The sequence below is a fragment of the Pseudolabrys sp. Root1462 genome (genome assembly GCF_001426945.1).
Lineage (GTDB): Bacteria > Pseudomonadota > Alphaproteobacteria > Rhizobiales > Xanthobacteraceae > Pseudolabrys.
This window is the reverse complement of the sequence record NZ_LMFS01000003.1, coordinates 144,996-167,059: the sequence shown is the minus strand read 5'-3', so window position 1 is coordinate 167,059 and position 22,064 is coordinate 144,996. Positions and strand designations below refer to the sequence as shown.

23 protein-coding genes are annotated in these 22,064 nt (G+C 64.7%); 12 read left to right on the top strand and 11 right to left on the bottom strand.

Annotated elements, in window-relative coordinates; all coding sequences use genetic code 11:
• Positions 1 to 147 precede the first annotated feature (147 nt).
• Both ASD45_RS17470 and ASD45_RS17465 read right to left on the bottom strand, forming a co-directional pair.
• Positions 148 to 534 carry a DUF2147 domain-containing protein gene (locus ASD45_RS17470; protein ID WP_082541004.1) on the bottom strand — a complete coding sequence of 129 codons (387 nt, stop codon included), beginning with the start codon at positions 532 to 534 and terminating at the stop codon, positions 148 to 150.
• 140 nt (positions 535 to 674) lie between these two features.
• Complete coding sequence (locus ASD45_RS17465) at positions 675 to 1,052, bottom strand: DUF2147 domain-containing protein (protein WP_056912970.1); 378 nt, start codon at positions 1,050 to 1,052, stop codon at positions 675 to 677.
• Positions 1,053 to 1,156: 104 nt separating this feature from the next.
• On the opposite strand from ASD45_RS17465, the gene ASD45_RS17460 reads away from it, so the two are divergent.
• The 7 genes from ASD45_RS17460 (at position 1,157) to ASD45_RS17430 (ending at position 8,376) form a co-directional block, all read left to right on the top strand.
• Complete coding sequence (locus ASD45_RS17460) at positions 1,157 to 1,546, top strand: RidA family protein (protein WP_056912969.1); 390 nt, start codon at positions 1,157 to 1,159, stop codon at positions 1,544 to 1,546.
• A gap of 97 nt (positions 1,547 to 1,643) precedes the next feature.
• Positions 1,644 to 2,069: a RidA family protein gene (locus tag ASD45_RS17455; protein WP_156380964.1), complete on the top strand. Its 426-nt coding sequence runs from the start codon at positions 1,644 to 1,646 to the stop codon at positions 2,067 to 2,069.
• Positions 2,070 to 2,192: 123 nt separating this feature from the next.
• On the top strand, positions 2,193 to 3,764 hold the full coding sequence (mnmE, locus tag ASD45_RS17450; RefSeq protein ID WP_056913576.1) for a tRNA uridine-5-carboxymethylaminomethyl(34) synthesis GTPase MnmE: 1,572 nt from the start codon (positions 2,193 to 2,195) through the stop codon (positions 3,762 to 3,764).
• 84 nt (positions 3,765 to 3,848) lie between these two features.
• Positions 3,849 to 5,732, top strand: a complete 1,884-nt coding sequence (gene mnmG, locus ASD45_RS17445; protein WP_056912968.1) for a tRNA uridine-5-carboxymethylaminomethyl(34) synthesis enzyme MnmG — start codon at positions 3,849 to 3,851, stop codon at positions 5,730 to 5,732.
• A complete protein-coding gene (gene rsmG / locus ASD45_RS17440; protein ID WP_056912967.1) occupies positions 5,729 to 6,388 on the top strand; it encodes a 16S rRNA (guanine(527)-N(7))-methyltransferase RsmG in 660 nt (219 codons plus the stop codon). Before mnmG ends, rsmG begins: the two co-directional genes overlap by 4 nt.
• Positions 6,389 to 6,426: 38 nt before the next feature.
• Complete coding sequence (locus ASD45_RS17435) at positions 6,427 to 7,308, top strand: ParA family protein (protein WP_082541003.1); 882 nt, start codon at positions 6,427 to 6,429, stop codon at positions 7,306 to 7,308.
• 177 nt (positions 7,309 to 7,485) lie between these two features.
• A complete protein-coding gene (locus ASD45_RS17430; RefSeq protein WP_056912966.1) occupies positions 7,486 to 8,376 on the top strand; it encodes a ParB/RepB/Spo0J family partition protein in 891 nt (296 codons plus the stop codon).
• 152 nt (positions 8,377 to 8,528) lie between these two features.
• Here the strand turns inward: ASD45_RS17430 and ASD45_RS17425 are convergent, their stop codons facing one another.
• The 7 genes from ASD45_RS17425 to ASD45_RS17395 all read right to left on the bottom strand — a co-directional run bounded on the left by ASD45_RS17425 (position 8,529) and on the right by ASD45_RS17395 (position 15,561).
• Positions 8,529 to 8,864 carry a hypothetical protein gene (locus tag ASD45_RS17425; RefSeq protein WP_056912965.1) on the bottom strand — a complete coding sequence of 112 codons (336 nt, stop codon included), beginning with the start codon at positions 8,862 to 8,864 and terminating at the stop codon, positions 8,529 to 8,531.
• A 171-nt stretch (positions 8,865 to 9,035) separates the two neighbouring features.
• Positions 9,036 to 9,554: an SET domain-containing protein gene (locus tag ASD45_RS17420; RefSeq protein ID WP_056912964.1), complete on the bottom strand. Its 519-nt coding sequence runs from the start codon at positions 9,552 to 9,554 to the stop codon at positions 9,036 to 9,038.
• Positions 9,555 to 9,723: 169 nt separating this feature from the next.
• A complete protein-coding gene (locus ASD45_RS17415) occupies positions 9,724 to 10,710 on the bottom strand; it encodes an HWE histidine kinase domain-containing protein (RefSeq protein WP_082541002.1) in 987 nt (328 codons plus the stop codon).
• Positions 10,711 to 10,837: 127 nt separating this feature from the next.
• Positions 10,838 to 11,869, bottom strand: coding sequence for a DNA polymerase III subunit delta (holA, locus tag ASD45_RS17410; RefSeq protein WP_056912962.1), 1,032 nt, complete (start codon positions 11,867 to 11,869; stop codon positions 10,838 to 10,840).
• 42 nt (positions 11,870 to 11,911) lie between these two features.
• Entirely contained in the window at positions 11,912 to 12,469 is a 558-nt protein-coding gene (lptE, locus tag ASD45_RS17405; protein ID WP_056912961.1) for an LPS assembly lipoprotein LptE, read from the bottom strand.
• A complete protein-coding gene (gene leuS / locus ASD45_RS17400) occupies positions 12,456 to 15,104 on the bottom strand; it encodes a leucine--tRNA ligase (protein WP_056912960.1) in 2,649 nt (882 codons plus the stop codon). The genes lptE and leuS overlap by 14 nt, the downstream gene beginning before the upstream one ends.
• Positions 15,105 to 15,180: 76 nt before the next feature.
• Positions 15,181 to 15,561, bottom strand: coding sequence for a response regulator (locus ASD45_RS17395; RefSeq protein WP_056912959.1), 381 nt, complete (start codon positions 15,559 to 15,561; stop codon positions 15,181 to 15,183).
• Between the two features lie 153 nt (positions 15,562 to 15,714).
• Here ASD45_RS17395 and ASD45_RS17390 point away from each other — a divergent pair, with 153 nt between their 5' ends.
• The 3 genes from ASD45_RS17390 to ASD45_RS17380 all read left to right on the top strand — a co-directional run bounded on the left by ASD45_RS17390 (position 15,715) and on the right by ASD45_RS17380 (position 17,867).
• Positions 15,715 to 16,476: a Crp/Fnr family transcriptional regulator gene (locus ASD45_RS17390; protein ID WP_056912958.1), complete on the top strand. Its 762-nt coding sequence runs from the start codon at positions 15,715 to 15,717 to the stop codon at positions 16,474 to 16,476.
• A gap of 93 nt (positions 16,477 to 16,569) precedes the next feature.
• Entirely contained in the window at positions 16,570 to 17,256 is a 687-nt protein-coding gene (locus ASD45_RS17385) for a YggS family pyridoxal phosphate-dependent enzyme (protein WP_056912957.1), read from the top strand.
• Positions 17,253 to 17,867 (top strand): class I SAM-dependent methyltransferase, encoded by a 615-nt coding sequence (locus ASD45_RS17380; RefSeq protein ID WP_056912956.1) that lies wholly within the window; start codon positions 17,253 to 17,255, stop codon positions 17,865 to 17,867. Before ASD45_RS17385 ends, ASD45_RS17380 begins: the two co-directional genes overlap by 4 nt.
• Before the next feature lie 8 nt (positions 17,868 to 17,875).
• On the opposite strand, the gene ASD45_RS17375 is transcribed toward ASD45_RS17380, so the two are convergent.
• A complete protein-coding gene (locus tag ASD45_RS17375; RefSeq protein ID WP_244485515.1) occupies positions 17,876 to 19,825 on the bottom strand; it encodes an ATP-binding protein in 1,950 nt (649 codons plus the stop codon).
• Between the two features lie 157 nt (positions 19,826 to 19,982).
• The gene (locus ASD45_RS17370) at positions 19,983 to 20,513 is read right to left on the bottom strand and encodes a L,D-transpeptidase family protein (protein ID WP_082541079.1); all 531 of its coding nucleotides are present in this window, start codon (positions 20,511 to 20,513) and stop codon (positions 19,983 to 19,985) included.
• A gap of 260 nt (positions 20,514 to 20,773) precedes the next feature.
• Between ASD45_RS17370 and ASD45_RS17365 the strand changes: the two genes are divergently transcribed.
• Together ASD45_RS17365 and ASD45_RS17360 are read left to right on the top strand one after the other, a co-directional pair.
• Positions 20,774 to 21,460, top strand: coding sequence for a response regulator transcription factor (locus ASD45_RS17365; protein WP_056912954.1), 687 nt, complete (start codon positions 20,774 to 20,776; stop codon positions 21,458 to 21,460).
• A gap of 141 nt (positions 21,461 to 21,601) precedes the next feature.
• Entirely contained in the window at positions 21,602 to 22,063 is a 462-nt protein-coding gene (locus tag ASD45_RS17360; protein WP_056912953.1) for a Crp/Fnr family transcriptional regulator, read from the top strand.
• Position 22,064: the final 1 nt, after the last annotated feature.

The window sequence follows — 22,064 nt, the reverse complement described above, 5'->3', positions numbered from 1 at the left end:
CTTGGCGCGAGCCGGGACCCATATCCACTAACGTCTCGGATAACGGAAAGACAGGGGATATGGGTCCCCGCCATAGGCGTTCTGAAAGAACGCCGTCCTTTGGACGGTTTTGCGTGGGGACGGCTGGAGAAGAGAAGGCTCTTCCTCTTACTTCACCCGCTGCCAGGTCTCGCCGCGGCACAGCACCATGGCGACACAACCCTTGAGATTGAGCGCGTTGGCGCTTTCCAGCGTCACCACGCCGGAATAGGTCTTGCCGGATTCGACGTCGAGCAGATCGCCCTTCCAGACATTGTCGCCGCTTTTCGCCGCACCCTTCATGATGACGGTGCCGATCTCTTTCTTGCGGCTCTCGTCCTTCACCGCGGCGACGCGCGCGCATAGTTTGCCGCCGCAGGCATAGAAGCTCACCTGAGTGCCGGTGGAAGGCCGCAGCCATGTGCCATAGGGCTCGGCGGCCTGGGCGCCGACCGTGAGCAGCAACAGCGAAGAGAGAGCGGCAATGCCTGAAGCCAACCTGATCGTTGGTGCCATCGTTTCCTCCTGCTTTTGATTGCGGTCAGTGTAACAGCAATTGCCGAGCGGATTGAATATCCGCGGCGCATAATTCGATTCCGCATTGCGGGGGCTGTCCTGCGATCGGAGCCTGCGGGCGGAGGCGCCCTCGACGCGGACTACTTGACGCGATGCCAGGTATCGATGCGGCAGAACACAGTCGCGGTGCAGCCTTTGAGGCTCAGCGTCTCGGACCCCTGCAAGGTAATCACGCCGGCGACAGTCCTGCTGCTGTCGATGTCGAGCACAGGTCCTTCCCACATATTGTGCCCGGTCTTGGCGGCGCTTTGGATCAGGGCCGTTCCACTTCTGACCCGTGCGGTCTTGTCCTTCGCCGCTGTGACGCGGGCACAGAGCTTGTCGCCGCACGGATAGAATCGCGCCTCGATCTGCGCATCGGCGCGTTGCCAGATCCCGAAGGGTGTCGCCATGGCGCTGGGCCCGCTCAGGAGTCCCGTAAAGACCGCGACGATGCTGGAGGCAAGAAGATCGATCATGGGTGCCGGTCGCGGTTAATCGGTGCAGAAAAGATACGCTATCATGGCTGGGTTTGGTTTGACATTGACGCCAGGAGACGGCGTCGCATCATTGGGAGAAGCCCGTGAAGTTCATCAATGCGCCGGGTGCCAGGGCTTTGAAGCTGCCGTTCAGCCAGGCGGTGCAGGTCGGCGATGTGCTCTATTTGTCGGGCCAGCTCGGCAACAGACCGGGCACGCTCGAACTGGTCCCGGGCGGGATGGAAGCCGAAGCGCGGCAGACAATGGACAACATCGCCGCGGTGCTGAAAGAGAACGGTCTCTCCTTCGCGGACGTGTTCAAGGTGACGGTGATGCTTGCCGACATGTCGCAATGGCCGGCGTTCAACAACGTTTATGTGACTTACTTCGATGCGGACCGCCTGCCCGCGCGCTCGGCTTTCGGCTGCAACGGTCTTGCGCTCGGCGCGCAGCTCGAGCTCGAGTGCATGGCCTATGTGGGTCGCTCGCGGTAGCAGCCAATCCGGGGCGCGGTTACGGATAGTTCGTCCGCGGCCGAACCATGTGGTCGGGCTGCATTGCTAGGGTGCTTGCCTGAAAGGGAGAAGCACCATGATCAAGCGCATGCGCGTCGAGCCGATTTCGACATATCTGGAACGCTACAGGCAACGGGGTGTGGCGCATCCGGTCACGATCGCCAACGGCTTTGTATATCTTTCGGGCCTGCCGCCATTCGATCCCCAATCCGGTGAGATCAGGCCGGCGTCCTTCGGGCGCCAGAGCGAAATCGTGATGGAGCAGCTCAAGACCTGCCTCGAAGCCGCCGGTTCATCATTAGCCAATGTCATCAAGTGCAATGTCTATTGCACACCGGGGGAGCAGCGTTTCGCGACTTTCAACGCCGTCTATGATCGCTATTTCCCTGGCAACGATCCGTCGCGGATCTTCATGTTCATCCATTCCTGGCCGGGGCCATTCGATCTCGAGATCGATTGCGTGGCGGTGGCCGGGGAACCTGCAGCTTCCGCCACGGCGTGAGTTTCGCTCGCGCGTCCGCTGGTGATTGCGGCGCCGCCGCTTGATGCCGCCGAGATAGCGCAGCCGGCCCGGCGGCGATGGTATCTTGACGTCTGGCCGCAACGAGCGTTTGCCTGCAGCATCATGTCCGCTGCTAAGCACGCCACCATCTTCGCCCTCTCGTCCGGCCGGCCGCCCGCTGCGATCGCGGTGATCCGTATTTCCGGACCGCGCGCCGGCGCCGCGCTCGAGGCACTCGGCGTCAGGGTGCCGCCGCCGCGCCAGGCGAAGCTGGCGCGCATGCGCGATCCGCGTTCCGGCGAAATCATCGATGAAGCGCTGGTGCTGTGGTTTCCGGGGCCGAACAGCGAGACCGGCGAGGATGTTGCGGAACTCCAAGCCCATGGCGGGCCGGCGGTGATTGCCGCTGTTCTCGACGCGCTCGGCCAGATCGATGGCCTGCGCATGGCGGAGCCGGGCGAGTTCACGCGGCGCGGCTTCGAAAACGGCAAGTTCGACCTGACCGCCGTCGAAGGCCTCGCCGATCTGGTCGCGGCCGAGACCGAGGGCCAGCGTCGGCAGGCGTTCCGGCAGATGAAGGGCCTGCTCGGCGATCGCGCCGAGACCTGGCGCAAGCGGCTGATCCAGGCGCTGGCGCTGGTCGAGGCCCGCATCGATTTTTCCGACGAGGCCGATGTTCCGGAGGAGCTGGTCGGGCCGGCGCTCGCCATCGTGCAGGAACTGCGCGACGAAATCGGCACCGCACTGGCTGACGGCGGCCGCGGTGAACGGTTGCGTGAAGGATTGGTGGTGGCCATCGCCGGGCCGCCGAACGCTGGCAAATCGACGTTGCTTAATCGCCTGGCGCAGCGCGAAGTCGCGATCGTTTCGCCGCACGCCGGCACCACCCGCGATGTGATCGAGGTGCATCTCGATCTCGGCGGCTTTCCGGTGACGTTGCTGGATACCGCCGGTATCCGGGAGACCGGCGACCCGGTCGAGATGGAGGGAGTGCGCCGGGCGCGCGCCCGCGCCGCGGCGGCCGACCTGGTGCTTTGGCTGACCGATGCCACGGACAATGAGGGAGAGCCCGATGCGGCCATCGGTGTTGCCCGCGACCGGAAAGCGCCTGTTTGGCGCGTGACCACCAAGATCGACCTTCTGGCGCCGGCCGCCGCTGCTTTGCTGCGTAATAAGAAGACGCACCCTTCGGGACGCGGGCAGAATTTGCCAGGAGAGCCGGTTACCGACCAGGGCACCGATTTGGCGGCAAAGGAGCCGTTAGCGGGACGTTCACCTAGTAATGAAGTGCAACTCACTCCAACGCACATCGCCAGAACTGCATTTGGATCAACGTCTTATAAGAATGAAAATGGCGTCACTTCTATATTTGAACATGAGTTCATTGTATCCGCACATACCGGCGCTGGATTTGATGGGCTGCTGACGGCTCTGTTTCAGTTTTCCGAGGGCCAGCTCGCCGGCGCCGAGCAGGCCCTCGTCACTCGCCAACGGCACCGCCAAGTTCTTGTTGCAGTGCAGCATATCTTGTCCGGTACCCTGAGCCAGTTTGGCGGCGGAAAGGGCGAGGGTCAGGAGGAACTCCTGGCCGAAGAACTACGGCAGGCGGCTGTGGAATTCGGCCGCCTTTTGGGGCGCGTTGACGTGGAGGACGTCCTGGACGTTATTTTCCGCGATTTCTGCATCGGCAAATGACGGCCACGCGACGGATGTTTCACGTGAAACATTGGCGCTGCGAAGATTTTGACCGCCCCCGGCCGGTCCGCTAAAGGACCGTCCATGGGCGAGACTCAATCAAAGTTCGACGTCGTCGTAATCGGCGGCGGCCACGCCGGCTGTGAAGCCGCGGCCGCGGCCGCCCGCATGGGCGCTCGGACGGCGCTGGTGACGCACAAGTTCGCCACCATCGGTGCCATGTCCTGCAATCCGGCGATCGGCGGGCTGGGTAAGGGCCATCTTGTCCGCGAGATCGACGCGCTCGACGGCCTGATGGGCCGCGTCGCCGACCAGGGCGGCATCCAGTTCCGGGTTCTCAATCGCCGCAAGGGTCCCGCGGTGCGCGGCCCGCGTGCCCAGGCTGACCGCAAGCTCTACGCTGCGGCGATGCAGGCGGCGATCCAGGCCACGTCCAATCTCGAGGTGATCGAGGCCGAAGCCGACGATCTGATCGTGAAAGACGGTCGCGTCGCGGGTGTTCGCTTCGCCGACGGCCGGGAAATCGCCGCCGCAGCAGTTGTTTTGACCACCGGCACCTTCCTGCGTGGTCTCATTCATATCGGCGAAAAGCAGATCCCGGCCGGCCGGGTCGGCGAGGCGCCGGCCTTGGACTTGTCCAAGACCCTGGAGCGGGCCGGTCTGACCCTCGGCCGCCTCAAGACCGGGACGCCGCCGCGTCTCGATGGCTCGACCATCGACTGGCAGGCGCTTGAGATGCAGCCTGGCGACGATCCGCCGGAGCCGTTCTCGATGCTGACCGAGCGAATCACGACCCGGCAGATCGAATGCGGCATTACCCGGACGACGCCGGCGACCCATGAGGTCATTCGCGCCAACGTCCACCGCTCGCCGATGTATTCCGGCCAAATTGCCTCGACCGGGCCGCGGTATTGCCCGTCGATCGAGGACAAGATCGTCCGTTTTGGCGAGCGCGACGGCCACCAGATCTTCCTGGAGCCGGAAGGGCTCGACGATACGACCGTTTACCCCAACGGCATCTCGACTTCGCTGCCGGAAGAGGTCCAGGCGGCCATCGTCGCCTCGATCCCGGGCCTGGAAAAGACCCGGATCGTCCGGCCAGGCTACGCCATCGAGTACGATTTCGTCGATCCGCGTCAGCTCAAGCTGACCTTGGAGACCAAACAGCTCGCCGGGCTCTTCCTGGCCGGACAGATCAACGGCACCACGGGCTATGAAGAGGCCGCGGCGCAGGGGCTTCTGGCCGGCTTGAATGCAGCAGCCTTGGCGTCGGGCAGCGCCGAGGTCACCTTTGACCGCGCCGAGTCCTATCTGGGTGTGATGATCGATGACCTCACCACCCGGGGTGTCAACGAGCCCTATCGGATGTTCACCTCGCGCGCCGAATATCGGCTGCGGCTGCGGGCGGACAATGCCGACCAGCGGCTCACCGACAGGGGCATCGCGATCGGCTGCGTCGGGCCGGGGCGGGCCGCCTTTCATCGGACCAAGCAGGACGCGCTGGATGAGGCCAGGGCCTTCGCCCGTTCGGTGTCGCTGACGCCGAAGGAGGCCGAAAAGCACGGCCTAACCCTCAATCAGGACGGTCAGCGCCGCACCGCGTTCGAGTTGCTGTCCTATCCGGCCATCTCGGTGACCGACCTGGCGCGGATCTGGCCGCAGTTCGGCGCCCTCAAGCCGGCTATCGCCGAGCAGATCGAGATCGACGCCAAGTACGAGGTCTATCTCAGCCGTCAAAACGCCGACATCGAGGCCTATCGCCGCGACGAAGGCTTCGCGCTGCCGGAAAGCATCGATTACGCGGCATTGCCGGGCCTATCCAACGAGGCCAAGCAGAAGCTGATCAAGCACCAGCCGCGCACCATCGGGCATGCCGCGAAGATCGACGGCATCACGCCGGCGGCGCTGACGCTGGTCGTGGCCCACGTCAAGCGTGGTCGCGGCAGGAAGTCCGCCAGTCAGCCGTGAGCAAGCCGGGGCAGGGCGCGAGCGAACTCGACGCCGATAAGGCCCAAGCGCTGGCGCTCACGCCTGTTTCACGTGAAACACAGCAGCGGCTGGAGATCTATGTCGACCTGCTGCTGAAATGGCAGCAGACGACCAACCTCATCGCGCCTTCGACCATCCCGCACATCTGGACGCGGCACGTTGCAGACTCGCTGCAGTTCGTCGAACTGGTTTCAGACGCAACGACTTGGGTCGATCTCGGATCCGGCGGCGGCTTTCCGGCCATCCCGGTGGCCTGCGTGCTCGCCGGCAAACCGGGCGCCCTGGTCCACCTGGTCGAGAGCAACGGCAAGAAGGCTGCGTTCCTCCGTGAGGCCATCCGCGCAACCGGGGTCCCGGCGCAAGTCCATGCCGAACGAATCGAAAAATTTGTCGCCGGCACTGTGAACAGCGTGGATGTGGTCAGTGCGCGGGCACTCGCCCCATTGAAAACCTTGTGCGATCAAGCGTTTCCTCTGATCGAGCGCGGGGCCATTGGCCTGTTCGCGAAAGGACTAGATGTAGAGGCCGAATTGACCGAAGCCTCTAAATATTGGAAAATCGAGATGCAAACGGTGCCGAGCAAGACGAGTCGCGATGGCTGTATCGTCGTTGTCCGCCACCTGACCGCGCGCTGACCATATATTCAGGCCCTCCCGCCTGTAGGACTAAGCCAATGACCGACACGTCCGATCCCACCTTGCAGTCCGGCCCCCAGGTGGTGCCGTTTGAAAAGCCCGTCGCCCCGGCCGCGCCGGGACCAGGCCCGCGCGTCATTGCCATCGCCAATCAGAAGGGCGGCGTCGGCAAGACGACGACGGCGATCAATCTCGGCACCGCGCTCGCGGCGATCGGCGAGCACGTTCTGATCGTTGACCTCGACCCGCAAGGCAACGCCTCGACCGGCCTCGGCATTCAGCACAAGGAGCGGGGCGTCTCGACTTACGACGTGCTCGCCGGCCAGGCGCCGATGCGCGACGCCGTGATCCCGACCGCGGTGCCGAAGCTGCATCTCGCGCCGTCGACCATGGACTTGTCCGGTCTCGAGCTCGAGATCGGTCAGCAGCGCGACCGCGCCTTCCGCCTGCGCACCGCGCTCAACAACATCAACAACGGCTCGCCCGCCTTCAATTTCACCTACGTGCTGGTCGATTGCCCGCCGTCGCTGAACCTGATCACGGTCAACGCCATGGCGGCGGCGAACTCGATCCTGGTGCCGATGCAGTGCGAGTTCTTCGCACTCGAGGGTCTGTCGCAGCTTCTCAAGACCGTCGAAGAGGTGAAGAAGAATCTCAATCCGGATCTGTCGATCCACGGCATCGTCATGACGATGTACGACTCGCGCAACAACCTGGCCAACCAGGTCGTCGCCGATGTTCGTCAGTTCATGGGCAAGCAGGTTTACGAAACGGTGATCCCGCGCAACGTGCGTATTTCCGAAGCGCCGTCTTACGGCAAGCCGGTGCTGGTCTACGATCTCAAATGCGTCGGCAGCGAAGCCTACTTGCGCCTCGCCACCGAGATCATCCAGCGCGAGCGCGCATTGAAGGCGGGCTAAATCTTGCGACGGCCATTGCCGCGTGAAATCGCGGCGTCTGCGTACCTTGATGGCATGAGCATTTCAGAGCGGATGGACCGCCTGCATGACCGCGTTCGCAGGCATGACAGCGGTCATTCAGATGACGACAAAAAGAAACGGCACGAGGTAGAGTTGATGGCATCGGGAGCAGCGTCGATGGCGGATCATTCGCGACTGGGGCGTGGGCTTGCCTCGCTGATGGGTGAAGTGGCGCAGGACGCTCCGGCGGCCGACAACGCGCCGCGTCGCCCGCGCAAGGCGCCGATCGAAAAGATTCATCCGAACCCGCGCAATCCGCGCCGCGACTTCACCGAAGCGCAGCTCGCCGAGCTCAGCGACTCGATCAAGGAGCGCGGCATCATTCAGCCGATCGTCGTGCGGCAGTTGCCCGACAACGAGTACGAGATCATCGCCGGCGAACGGCGTTGGCGCGCGGCGCAGCGCGCGGGCCTGCATGAAGTGCCGATCGCGATTGTCGATGCGACCGACGTGCAGTCGCTCGAATTCGCGATCATCGAGAACGTCCAGCGCGCCGACCTCAATCCGATCGAGGAAGCGGCCGGTTACGTGGCGCTCATGGAGCAGTGCAATCACACCCAGGAGCAGGTGGCGCAGATCGTCGGCAAGAGCCGGCCTTATATCGCCAACCTCGTGCGCCTGCTGAAGCTGCCCGATGCAGTCAAGCGCATGGTGCGCGAAGGCAAGCTGTCGGCCGGTCACGCGCGCCTGCTGGTCGGTCATGCCAACGCGCAAGTGCTGGCCGAGATGGCGGTCGACGAGACCATGAGCGTGCGTCAGCTCGAGGAGTGGGTGCGCGACGACAACGCCAAGCCTGGCGACGCCACCATGGATCTTCAGATGAAGAAGATCGCCGCGGGTGTCGCCAAGCAGAAAGATCCCGACACGCGCGCGCTGGAGAAGCGACTGACCGACGCGCTCGGCCTCGAGGTGTCGATTGATGCCAAGGGCGAGAAGGGCACCTTGCACATCAAGTTCACCGATCTCGATCAGCTCGATGGCGTGTTGCGGAAGCTGGGGGCGGCGTGACGCTTTTCCAGCTACGAATGTTCTGAATACGGCCGGGCATGTCCCGGCCGTTTATTTTGAAGCCCGAGACCGCATGAAGCGCGCGCCATGCGGCAGCGATGATCCCGGACCCCGCGGCGCTTCATCCAAGGCTCCGTGACGCAGCGGCCTTATCAACGGTGCGCCTGGGCGAAGCCGGTTGCCGGCAAGCGCACCACGGTCATGCCGACCTGGTTGTTGTACCGCATCGCATAGTCCCGCATCACCACCAGCGACAAGTGATCGTCGGCGCGCGGACACTGCACCACATCGAATTCCAGGCCCGCCTCCGTTATCAATCGCGAGAAGGCGCCTTCGGCGCCCGGCCGCTCGACTGCGACGTTCGTGACATAGGCGCGCTGTTCGGCATGCGACAAGGCGAGGCAGTATTGCCAGCCTTCGGCCTGCGCGAGGCCAGGCAGGGCGATGGCCCATGCGGCCACGACTGCCGTCGACCAATGATGGCTCATGAAACATTCCGTTCGTGCGCCGCCCGCGACGGCGGACCTTGAGCCCGGAATGTTAAGAAGAGGTCGCGAACGACGCTAACCGCGCATTATCTTTGCCGCCCGGTTCCGTAACGCGCGCGTAAAAACAACCGATCAGACTGCTTCCCGCGCGGAGCAGTCACGCGCCCGTTGCTATGGATTCCGGGCTCGCGCCTGCGGCGCGCCCCGCGATGATGGCGCCATGCGCTTCGCGCCAGCCCGGCCATTCAGCTTCTTGTGCAGCTTGCCGTTCATGGCCTTGCCATTGAGTGCCTTGCCATTGAGCGCCTTGCTGTTCGCCGGTTTCTTGAGAAACGCGGCGCACAAGGCCGGATCGAACTCCCGGTAGTCGTTGGTGATCTCGGCGCCCTTGGGGATGTCGGTGGCGGCGATAACATAGCCGCCGCGCAACACGGTGTTCGGCTTCTCGGCGTGGTTCATGTGGTGGTCGTTGTCGACCGTGAACAGGATTTCGCCGTCGACTTTGTACGCATAGTTCTTCAGGAACTCGCGCGCCGCCTTCGGCAGGCGTGCGAACTGCTTCGGCGTGTAGCAGCGATCGAAGCCTTCCACGAAGCGCCAGATCTTCGCGCCCTTCGGTATCCGTTCGGCGGCAAAAACGCCGAGGCCATGGATCGAGCTCTTATCGAGGTAAGTCTTGACCAGAAGCATGGGCTATTTTCACCACGGCAGCGCCTGGAAACAGCGTAGGTCCGGCCCCGAATCGATAACAAATCTGTCATGGCGGCGGGAGGCCCGGCGCGCTCGTGCCGGGCGACTGTCCCCAACTGCGGCGCGCGGCCTGGCCGAGAAGAGCGCGGGGAAGCGGCCTTGGCCGGCGTCAGCCCACCGCGGGGGCCGTGCTGCGCGGGCTGGCCTGTGCGGCCGGCAGCACGATGCGGCAGACGACGCCGTCGGGCTGGAAGTCGAGTTCGGCCGAGCCGCCGAAGCTGTCGAGGCTGCGCTCGATAAGGTTGCTGCCGAAACTCCGCCGCAACGGCTTGGCGACGGCCGGACCGGCGCGCTCGCGCCAGACGATTTCGATCGTGTCGTCCACCTGTCGCAGGCTGGCGTGGATCTGTCCGCCGGATCTCGAGAGCGCGCCATATTTGGCGGCATTGGTCGCCAGCTCGTGAAACACCAGCGCGACCACGGTCGGCAGCTTGCCGAACAGATCGACATCCGGTCCGTCGATGACAACGCGGCCATCGCCGAAGGGCGCGATTTCCATCGTCAGGATCTGCTGCAGGCTGACGCCGCCGTTCTCGCCGCGGCTCAGAAGATCGTCCGTCGTCGCCAGTGCCTGCAGCCGGCCGGAGACGCTGTCCCAGATGTCCGGTTGGTCGCGCAATTCATGACGCAGGATGGCGTAGATCGTGGCCAGCTTGTTCTTCACCCGGTGGCTGAGTTCATCGACCACGATCCGCCGGTATTTTTCCTCTTCGTCGATGCGGGCGATGACGACGCGATACTGGTTTGCCGTCCAGACGATCAGGCCGCCGGCGAACAGGTAGAGCAGAACGCTGACGAACTGGTCCTTGCTCGCGAGCATCCAGGCGAAGCGCGGCTCGATGAACAGCCACCACGACACGACGGCGCCGAGCACGGTGGCCAGCACGCCGGCCGCGGGGCCGCCTGCCAGCGTCGCGATCAACAGCGCGGGAAAGAACGTGGCGAAGGGTACGGCGTCCGGCGATACGATATTGATGAGCAGACGCAACAGGGTCGCGGCGAGCACGCAGGCGAGCGCCACTCCATAGGCCTCGAGGGAGCCGGGCCTGGGCCCCCGGCGCACCATCGTGTCGATCATCCCCGCAAAGGCGCGCATAACCTGAAGACCTCGGATCGAATGAGCGTAACCGCTCCATCGGCCGCTGCCTAGAGGAGCGGGGCGAACGGTCGGCGCTCCGGCGAGGTTATGGTAACTGAACGGTGCGGCCCGCGCGGGCCAGGCATCAGCCGTCGCGGCGCCGCGCGCTGACAGCGAGCGACAGCAGCGCGCGTTGGGCGATGGCGTCAGCCAGCGGCGCGTTGCGGCGTGCCTCGAGCGAAGCTTCGGCGAGCTGGCCCATGGCGCGCACCAGACCGGTGGCCGACCAGGCGCGCAGCGCGTCGCCGACCTTGCGCTCGCGCGAGAAGTGTACCGGCGGCGCGCCACGCTTCATCGCGAACTCGGCCGAGTCGCCGTCGTCGATCGCGAGCCGCATCTTGTGCAGGTTGGCGACGTGACGGATCGTGGCGGAAATGATCGCCGCCGGCGACGAACCGCCGGCGCGCGCCTTGCCGAATTCGGTTTCGACGTCGGTCGTTTTGCCGGAGAAAGCCGCGTCGATCACACCGTCGAGCGCCAGGGCGGAAGCGTCGGCGACCACCGCCATGACGTCGTCGATCTCGATGCGCTCCTTGCCGCGCGCGTAGAGTGCGAGCTTGCGGATCTCGTTGCGTGACGCGGCGCGATCGCCGCCGAGCAGGCCGAGCAGCGCGGTGCGCGCATCGAGCCCGATGGTGAGCCCGGCTTCCGTCATCTCATCGTCGATGAGACGGCCGAGCGCGGCGGCGTTATCGACGTAACAGGGCAGCGCCGCCGCGACCTTCGCCTTCTCGATCAGCGCGCGCAGCGGCGACGATTTCTTCAGGTCGCCGGCTTCGATGATGATGCGGCATTCATCCGACGGCGCGGCGATGACCTGTTCGACCGAGGCGGCGATGTTGCGCGAACCCGGCCGCACCAGGACGGCGCGGCGGCCGCCGAACAGCGGCACAGTGTGCGCTTCCTCGACCAGACGCGACGGATTGGCGGAGATGTCTTCGCCTTCGATGCGGACGAAGGAAAACGGATCGTTGACGTCATCGACCGAGGCCTTGACCAGGGCATCGACGCGTTCGCGCACAAGGCCGGCATCCGGTCCATAAACCAGCACGATCGGCAGGCGCGGATCGGGCCTGGCGACGAAGCGATCGACATCGGCGGCTTTGATGGCGGTCATGGTTTCTCTCTTACCCTCTCCCACAAGGGGAGGGAAAGGAGCTCACGTCCCCGCGACGAAGAACGATGCCAGCCGGTTCCGGATATTGTCGGCGATCACCTTGGCGGCGCGGTTCTCGGCATCGCGCAAGCCGCGGTCGCCGGCGAAGCGCTGCTGCTGGCCGGGGATGTTGTACGACACGCGCGCGAAGGTCTGGCTGGTGAACAGCACCTTGCCGGTACCGACTTCCTTCAGCGAGTAGCTGGCGTCGAGGCCGTAGTTCTGGATTTCGGGGCGGGCGCTGTTGATGTCGACGATCACCTGGCGCGTGCTGGCATTGACGTTGATGGTGAGCTGGTAGGCGGTTGTCGCCGCCGGTCCGCCGCCGGTGAGATTGGAGATCAGGTCGTTGCGGACTTCGACGCCGATGCGCGCGGTGCGGGTGCCGTTCGGCGCATTGATCGGCAGGACCTCGACCGAGCTCAGTTTGTCCGCGACGCCCGGCCCGCCCGGACTGGTCGATGACGAGCCATAGAGCGGCTGGAAGCAACCGGCGGTGAGCCCGGCAAGCGCCAGCGCCAGCGCGGCCCGAACCAGACGTGAGGCGTTAGACGACGACATTCACGATCCTCTGCGGTACGACGATGACCTTTTTCGGGCTCTTGCCGTCCAGCGCCCGTTTTACCTCATCGAGGGCCAGAACGGCAGCCTCAATCTCGTCCTTCCCGGCCTCGCGGGGCACGGTGACGTCGGCGCGCTTCTTGCCGTTGACCTGAACCGGCAGGGTGATCGAGGTCTCGATCAGCAGCGCCGGCTCGACCGCCGGCCACATTTCGGTGGCGACGAGGGTCTTGTGGCCGAGCGCGGCCCAGCACTCCTCGGCCAGGTGCGGCATCATCGGCTGAAACAGCCGGACCAGGATGTCGCCGGCCTCGCGCAGGCTCCAGGCGAAATCCGGCGACGGCGCCGTTTCGGCCGAGCCGATGGAATCGGACAGCGCGTTGGCGAATTCGTAGATGTGAGCGACGCAGCGGTTGAAGCGCAGCTTGGAGATGTCGTCGCTGACATTGCTCAGCGCCCGGTGCGCCGCCTTGCGCAGCTTGAGCGAATCCTCGCCGAACGATTGAGGCTTTGCACCGGGCGCAGTCACGTCCGCGACTTCGCCGATGAGACGCCACAGCCGCTGCACGAAGCGCCAGGCGCCCTGCACGCCTTCCTCGGTCCAGATCACATCGCGCTCCGGCGGTGAATCGGACAGCATGAACCAGCGCGCGGTGTCGGCACCGTAGGATGCAATGATGTCGTCGGGATCGACGGTGTTCTTCTTCGACTTCGACATCTTCTCGATCGAGCCGATCTCGATCGGTTCGCCGTTCGACGTCAGCTTGGCGGTGCGTGCGTCACCCATGCCCTCGATGGTCACGCTCGCCGGTTCGACCCAGTTGCCGGCCTTGTCGCGATAGGTTTCGTGCACGACCATGCCCTGCGTGAACAGGCCGGCGAACGGCTCGTCCATGCCGATGTGGCCGGTCTTCTTCATCGCGCGGGTGAAGAAGCGCGAATACAAGAGATGCAGAATCGCGTGCTCGATGCCGCCGATATATTGATCGACCGGCATCCAGGCATTGGCGACCTCGGGCGTCGTCGGCGCGTTCTCGTTCCACGGATCGGTGAAGCGCGCGAAGTACCAGGACGAGTCGACGAAGGTGTCCATGGTGTCGGTCTCGCGGCGGGCATCGCCGCCGCATGACGGGCACTTGACGTTCTTCCACGTCGGATGACGGTCGAGCGGATTGCCCGGCTTGTCGAAGGTGACGTCGTCCGGCAGCTTGACGGGCAGGCTTTCGACCGGCGCCGGCACCACGCCGCATTTCTCGCAGTGAATGACCGGGATCGGGCAGCCCCAGTAGCGCTGACGCGAAATACCCCAGTCACGCAGGCGATAATTGACCTGGCGCTGCGCCACCGGCCGGTTGCCGCGCGTCGTCGCCGCGAGCAGGTTGGCGATCTTGTCGAACGCCTTCTGCGGCGTCATGCCGTTGAGATCGACGAGCTCGTTCTTCGAATTGAACATCGTGCCGCCGCCGTCATAGGCGACATCGGTGACGACGAAGGTGTTCGGGTCCTGGCCCGGCGGCAACACCACCGGCGTATTGCCGAGACCGTATTTGTTGACGAAGTCGAGGTCGCGCTGGTCGTGCGCCGGACAGCCGAAGATGGCGCCGGTGCCGTAGTCCATCAGGATGAAGTTGGCGACATAGACCGGCAGCTTCCACGTCGGATCCAGCGGATGCACGGCGCGGATGCCGGTGTCGAAGCCCATCTTCTCGGCGGTGTCGATCGCTTCCTGCGACGTGCCGATGTGCTTGGCTTCCGCGATGAAGTCGGCGAGTTTCGGATTCTTCGCCGCCGCGGCCTGCGCCAGCGGATGATCGGGAGCGATCGCCATGAACTTGGCGCCGAACAAAGTGTCGGGCCGCGTCGTGAAGATCTCCAGCTCGGTTTCGCCGGACGGTGTCGTCGCGGTGTCGAGCATGAAGCGGACCAGCAGGCCTTCGGAGCGGCCGATCCAGTTCTTCTGCATCAGCCGGACCTTGTCCGGCCAGCGGTCGAGCGTGTCGAGCGCTTCCAGCAGCTCCTCGGCGTAATCCGAGATCTTGAACACCCACTGGTAGAGATCGCGCTGTTCGACCAGCGCGCCGGAGCGCCAGCCGCGGCCGTCGATCACCTGCTCGTTGGCGAGCACGGTCTGATCGACCGGGTCCCAGTTCACCTTGCGATATTCGCGCGCGACCAGCCCGGCCTTGAGGAAGTCCAGGAACATCTTCTGCTGGTGCTTGTAGTAAGTCGGGTCGCAGGTCGCGACTTCGCGCGCCCAGTCGAGCGACAGCCCCATGGACTGGAGCTGCTTCTTCATCGCCGCGATGTTGGCGTAGGTCCATTCCTTGGGGTGGACCTTGCGATCGATGGCGGCGTTTTCCGCCGGCATGCCGAAGGCGTCCCAGCCCATCGGGTGCAGGACGTTCATGCCCATGGCGCTTTTGAAGCGCGCCACCACGTCGCCCATCGTGTAGTTGCGGACGTGACCCATATGGATGCGTCCCGACGGGTAGGGAAACATCTCCAGGACGTAGTATTTCGGCTTGGGGTCGTCGTTTTTGGTGAAGTAGATGCCGGCCGCGTCCCAGGCTTTTTGCCACTTGGGCTCGGAGGCGCGGGCGTTATAGCGCTCGGTTTTGCTCGAATCGGCGGTCATTTCAGGCTCTTTTCAGGAGCCCGGGTGGTGGCATGGAACGGGGCGGAGGGTCAACGGGCTGGTTGCCGCCGGGCGGCTAGCGGCCGTCGAGCAGACCGCGGATCGCCTCGATCAGAACGTCCGGCCGATACGGCTTTTCGACCACCGGAGCGCCGGGGCCCGGTTGCTCCGACCTGCCGCTGCCGCGGCTGCCGGTCAGGTAGAGAAATGGAATCTTGCGGTCGGCGCAGGCCGCCCCCACGCTCGCGCTGGTGGTGCTGCCGAGGTGCCGATCGAGAACCGCGAAATCGAAATGGCCGCCATCGCGCAGAGTGTCGAGCGCCTGCTCGATGCGCGAGACGCTGACGATCTCGGCGCCGGCGCCCTGCAGCAGCTCCTCAAGGTCGAGTGCGATGAGGAATTCATCTTCAAGCACCAGGCCTCTTTTGCCGGCGAGCGGGTGGTCCGCGTCTGACACGATCGAATTAACCTCTGTTTCCGGAACGGAACCCGAGGCTTCTCCCACCAGTTATTGGCGCGGCGCATTTAAAAAAGACACACCGCCCCGGGTATTTGGCCGCGGCGTGGATTTGTCATGGCTGGTTTGCAGAAGACGTGCTGAAAGTTACTGATGATCGCCGTAAACGCGAAGCCTAACGGCTATGTCACGCCCTGCCAGCAGTGTCCGCTGCGGCGTTTGCCGTGCCTGCGCGAGTTCGCGCCGGACGAGCTCGAATTCGTCCAGCGGTTCAAGAGCGACGAGCTGCATTTCGAGGCGGGCGCCACCTTCCTGCGCGAGGGCTCGAAGAGCGACCACCTGTTCACCGTGCTGTCCGGCTGGGCCTTCCGCTACAAGGTGCTCGACGACGGCCGTCGCCAGATCCTCAACTTTGCGTTGCCAGCCGACATGGTCGGCCTGCAGGGCGCGGTCATGGACGAGATGGAGCATTCGGTCGAGGCGTTGACGCCGGTAAGGCTCTGCGTATTTCCGCGGGCGCGGCTTTACGAATTGTATTCGCAGTTTCCCACGCTGGCTTTCGATGTCACCTGGCTGGCGGCCCGCGAAGAGCAGCTCATCGACGAACATCTGGTGAGTGTCGGCAGGCGCACGGCGCTCGAACGCGTAGCCTATCTGCTGTTGTTTCTCTACGATCGCGCGGACGAACTGAAGCTGACGAAGGACGGCAAGATCCAGCTTCCCATCACCCAGCAGCATCTCGCCGATGCGCTCGGCCTGTCGCTCGTTCATACCAACAAGACGCTCAAACGCTTGCTGGTGACCAAGTCCATTCGCTGGCAGGCGCGGACCTTCGAAATGCTCGACCGCGCCGCGCTGGCCGATCTGGCGGGCGGCGATACGCCGCCGACACGCAAGCGGCGGCCGTTTATCTGAGATTTTGGCAGGGCTTGTCGGGGTGGCCGCACTTGGCTAGTCCAGACCGAACAGCGCAGTGGAGCGCCGGGGTTCTCGCCCCGGCGGCATCAGATGGATACGGCGGCATCCGGCCTCTCGCACGTCAGGGCTGACATCGCGCGCGCTTGCAGGGATGCGGCGCGCGACCCGGCCGGCGTCACGCTGGTCGCGGTGTCGAAGACTTTTCCGGCCGAGGCGATCGAGCCGGTGATCGAAGCCGGCCAGCGCGTGTTCGGCGAGAACCGCGTGCAGGAAGCCAAGGGCAAATGGCCGGCGCTGACCGAAAAATATTCCGGCATCGAGCTGCACCTGATCGGGCCGCTGCAATCGAACAAGGCCAGGGAAGCGGTGGCATTGTTCGACGCCATTCATTCGGTCGATCGCGCCAGCCTGTGCGAAGCGCTGGCCAGGGAAGTCGAGAAGCTCGGCAAGTCGCCGACTTTGTTCGTCCAGGTGAACACCGGCGCCGAGGCGCAAAAGGCCGGCGTGTTGCCGCAGGATGCCGATGCTTTCATCAAGGCCTGCAGCGCGACCTACGGCCTGACGATTTCCGGACTGATGTGCATTCCGCCGGTCGATGAGGCGCCGGCTCCGCATTTCGCGCTCACCGCCAAGATCGCGCAGCGCAACGGTTTGAAATTGCTGTCGATGGGCATGAGCGCCGACTTCGCCGATGCCATCGCACTCGGTGCAACGCATGTCCGCATCGGCAGCGCGATCTTCGGCACGCGGCCGCCATTCAAGGGAGCGGAAGCATGAGCAGCTCGCCCGAGTTCGAACGCTGGCAGCAGCGGTTCGCCGCGCCCGGCTATCTGTTCGGCACGGCGCCGAACGCGTTTCTCAAAGCCCACGCGCATTTGCTGCACAAAGGCCAGCGCGCGCTGTCGATTGCCGACGGCGAAGGCCGCAACGGCGTGTTTCTCGCCGAGCAGGGGCTCGATGTGCTGTCGCTCGATTTCTCGCCGGTGGCGCAGGAAAAAGCACGCAAGCTCGCCGCCGAACGCGGCGTGACGCTGCGCGTCGAGCAGGCGGACCTCACGACCTGGGCGTGGCCGGCCGCGCAATTCGACGTCGTCGTCGGCATTTTCTTTCAGTTCGCGACGCCGGCCGAACGCGTCCACATCTTCGCCGGCATCAAGCAGGCGCTGAAGCCGGGCGGCTTGCTGCTGCTCGAAGGCTATCGGCCCAAGCAGCTCGAGTACAAGACCGGCGGTCCGTCGAAGATCGAGAATCTCTATACGCGCGAATTGCTGGAAGCGGCTTTCGCCGACTTTGCCGCGATCGACATCCGCGAATACGACGCCGAGATCCAGGAAGGCGCCGGCCACGGCGGCATGTCGGCGCTGATCGATCTGGTCGGCCGGAAATAGCCGTCCGCTTAGCGGAAGCGCGACGGCAGGATCGGTTTGCCCGGCGTGCCGCTGCTGCCGCTGCCGAGACTCGAATCGAGCGGTTTCTTCAGAAGGCTCGAGCGCAGTCCTTCGCGCGGCGCCGCGGTCGGCGTCGCGGGAGGCGGCGGCGCGTAATTGGCGGCGGGCGCTGCCGGGCGCGCATATTGCGGCGGATAAGCCGCCGGCGAAGCCTGCGGCTGCGCCGGCTGCAGCGACGGCGAATCGAGCGGCGACGGCGTGTCGTCGTACATGTCGTCCGACATGCGATGGCTCATGCTGGCGTTGCGCCAGCGCTCGATCACCGACGTCAGGAAGTCGCGGTTGACGCTCAGGCCGGCGTCGGAGCGCGTCGAGCCCGAGGCTTCGCTGTTCGGCCGCTTCTCCGGCGGCAGTTCGAGGAAGCGCATGCGCGTCGGCAGCGCGACGCCGGCGCCGAAGGCGAACACTTCGCGGGTGCCGAGCGACGGGATGAAATCCAGCAGGCTCGCCGCCGCATCCGACACCGCGGAACGGATCAGCTTCTGGTCGCCTTCGCTCGACAGGCGCATGACGAACAAAGTCGAGCACTGCGAGATGATGGTGGTGTCGATTTCGGCCGGGCGCTGCGTGACCAGGCCGAGGAACACCCCGTATTTGCGGCCTTCCTTGGCGATGCGCGACAGCGCGCGTTTGGTCGGGCCGAAGCCGATCTTGCGGTCGGCCGGCGCGTAGCGGTGCGCCTCTTCGCAGACGAACAGCAGCGGCGCGGCGCCGTCGCTCCACAGGCCGAAGTCGAAGGCCATGCGGCACAGCACCGACACGACCGAGTCGACCACCTCGGCGGGGAAGCCGGCGAGCTGCATCACGGTCATCGGCTTGCCGTTCGGCGGCAGCCGGAACAGCGAGCCGATAATTTCCGCCATCGTGTCGCCGCCGATATTGGCGTTCTCGAACATGAAGGCGTAGCGCGGGTGATTGCGGAACGTCTGGATGCGGCCGATCAGCCGATTATAGACGAAGGCGCGCGACCGGTTTTCCAGCTTGCCCATGCGCTCATCGAGAACGCTGATCAGATCCTCGATGCGGTAAGGCACCGGCGTGTCGGCGGTGAAGCCGGCGTCGCGCGTTTCCTTCTTCTTGCTGAGCAGGCTGCCGCCGCTCGCAGCGGCGCTGCCGCCATTGCGAAGCTGCAGGTAGGCGCTCTTGGCCAGCGGGATCACCTCGGAGAGGATCTCGACTTCTTCCTCGACGCCGGGCCGGCCGCCGAAGAAAGCGTCGATCGTCTCCTCGAAATTGAAAAGCCAGAACGGCAGACGCAGGTTGCGCGGGTTCAGCACATTGGCCTTGTCGCCGAAGCAGCGGCCGTATTCGTTGTGCGGATCGACCAGAAAGATGCGCAGGTTTGGGCGCGTATCGAGAATCTTCTGCAGGATGATGGCGACGCCGCTCGATTTGCCGACGCCGGTGGTGCCGAGAATGGCGAAGTGGCGGCTGACCAGGCTGTCGATGTCGATGTGAACGCCGATCTTCGCGTTCTGCTGCAGGTCGCCGATATTGGCGTGATCGCCGTCCGCATTGCCGTAGACCTGGCGCAGCTCGCGTTCGGCCAGCATGGCGGCGGCATCGCCGATATTCGGATATTCGGTGACGCCGCGCTGAAAGCCCGGGGCGCCGCCGCCCGTCTTGATTTCACCGATGAGGTCGAGCTGCGCGATCTTGCGGAACGCGGCGCTGCCGGTGGCGCCGGGCACCGGTTGTTCGCCGACATCGGTGATCAGCGCGACGATGACGGCCTTGGCCGAGGTCAGCGCCATGAACTTGCCGACGGTCGGGATCTCGCCGCCCGGCGGACGCCCGGTCAGATCGACGCTCGCCTGCGAGCCGGTCACGGCAATGACGCGGCCGATCGTTGGCGAGGCGGCGGACATGGCGCCGGGAGTCGGGAGAACGCTGTCCATATCGGATCTCGACGCACTTCAACTGGGAAGGCCGACGGTTCGGCCGAAACAACGTGAATAACAAAGCATTATGTGGTGATTATTAACTCGGCAGGGCCCGCGGCGTTCGAGCGTCGCCATGCTTAAGGGAAAGTGACCCTGTCGAGGTCGTTAATACTTACTCAACCATGATGCGCGTCCGCGGCCCCACCCGCGTCAGCAGCCGGCGCAGGGCGCGGAGGTCGAGGCCGACGCAGCCGGCGGTCGGCGCGAACTGAGGTCGCGCAGCATGGATGAACACGGCGCTGCCGCGGCCGGCGATGCGCGGCCGCGTGTTGTGGTCGAGCTCGATGATGAAATCGTAGAGGTGATCGGCGCGGGCCAGCCGATCGGCCGCCGAGCCGGGCGGCACCTTCACGGGACGGTTGTAGTGCCGCGAGCCGGGGTCTTCGCACCAGCCGTCGTCGCTGCCGATGCGCCGCGACGGCAATTGCGTTGCCGGCCGTTGCTGGCGGTCGGCGCGCCACCATAGCCGCTTCAGCCTGAAAGTGCCGCGCGGCGTGCCGCCGTCGCCTTCGCGTTTATTTGCCTTGATGCCGCCGCGGCCGAGCGACACCGGCAGAGTGAAGGGCCCGGCGACCAGCCAGCCCTGGCGCGGATTGCCGGGGCGGTGGCGGACCACGAGACGGGTCAGCGTTTTGCTGCGCATGAGAGCCATTATGTCGCCGGAGCGTAGCCGAGATTCGGGCCTAAACGCCAGTTCTTGCTTGCCTTTTCTCGCCCGGATGTCTACGCCCCCGCCCCGGGCCGATCGGCCCGCCCGAGGTCCTGACGAGGAAAAGCCGGCGGCTCCGAATTTTCCAAAAGACCCCGTGCCGATAAGATGTCAGAACGTTCAAAGGCCGAAGCGGCGCGCTGACCCGGCGACGGGGGGCGTGGCCAAAGGGCGCGTCGAGGGATGTGCGAGCAATGGCGAGTAAGCGGACGATCCTCATCGTCGATGACGATACCGAACTGCGCGAGGCGCTGGTCGAGCAACTGGCGCTGCACGACGAGTTCGAAGCGATTTCCGCCGACAACGGCACCAAGGGCGTTCAGGTCGCCAAGAACGATCAGGTCGACCTGGTGCTGATGGATGTCGGCCTGCCGGATATCGACGGGCGCGAGGCGGTGAAGCTGCTGCGCAAGAGCGGCTTCAAGTCGCCGATCATCATGCTGACCGGGCACGACACCGACAGCGATACCATCCTTGGTCTCGAATCCGGCGCCAACGATTATGTCGTCAAGCCGTTCCGCTTCGCCGTGCTGCTGGCGCGCATCCGCGCGCAACTGCGTCAGCATGAAGCGAGCGAAGATGCGGTGTTCAACATCGGGCCCTACTCGTTCCGGCCGAGCTCCAAACTTCTGCTCAGCCCGAAAGGCAGCAAGGTGCGGCTGACGGAAAAGGAGACGGCGATCCTGCGTTATCTCTATCGCGCCGGACAGAAGCCGGTGTCGCGCGAGACGCTGCTGCAGGAAGTCTGGGGTTACAACTCCGGTGTCACGACGCATACGCTGGAGACGCACATTTACCGGCTGCGGCAGAAGGTCGAGAAGGATGCGGCGGTGCCGGCGATCCTGGTGACCGAGGCCGGCGGCTACAAGCTGGTGCCGTGAGCGCATTTCTCGACGTCATTCCGGGACGCGAGCGCAGCGAGCGGACCCGGAATCCGGACATAGACTCGGTCTGTTTGTCTGGATTCCGGGTTCGCGCTTTCAGCGCGCCCCGGAATGACAGCGAATGGATTTGCTGAGCGTATGTCCCTCGACGATGACATAGCTTTCTTCCGGCGGGTGCCGTTGTTTTCGGCGCTCGACAAGGAAGCGTTGCGCATCCTCGCCATCGGCGCCGAGACGCGAATAGTGCAGACAGGCTCCGTGCTGTTCTATGCCGGCGAACTGGCCGATGGCGGCTATCTGGTCGCCGAAGGCACGGTGCTGCTCGAGCCGGGCAGTTTCGCTGAAGGCAAGGATGTCAGGGTCGGCGTCGGCACGCTGATCGGCGAAATGGCGCTGCTCACCGATATGGTGTGGCAGGCAACCGCGATCGCCCAGGAGCCGGTGACAGTCTTGCGGCTGCCGCGCAGCCTGTTCCGCAAGATGCTGGAAGGCTATCCGGCTGCGGCGGTGGCGCTGCGCGATCTGATCGCCAAGAGGCTCAACTCGTTCCAGCGCGAACTGAGCACCGTGAAAAAGAAGATGGAAAAGGGCGGAAGCTGAC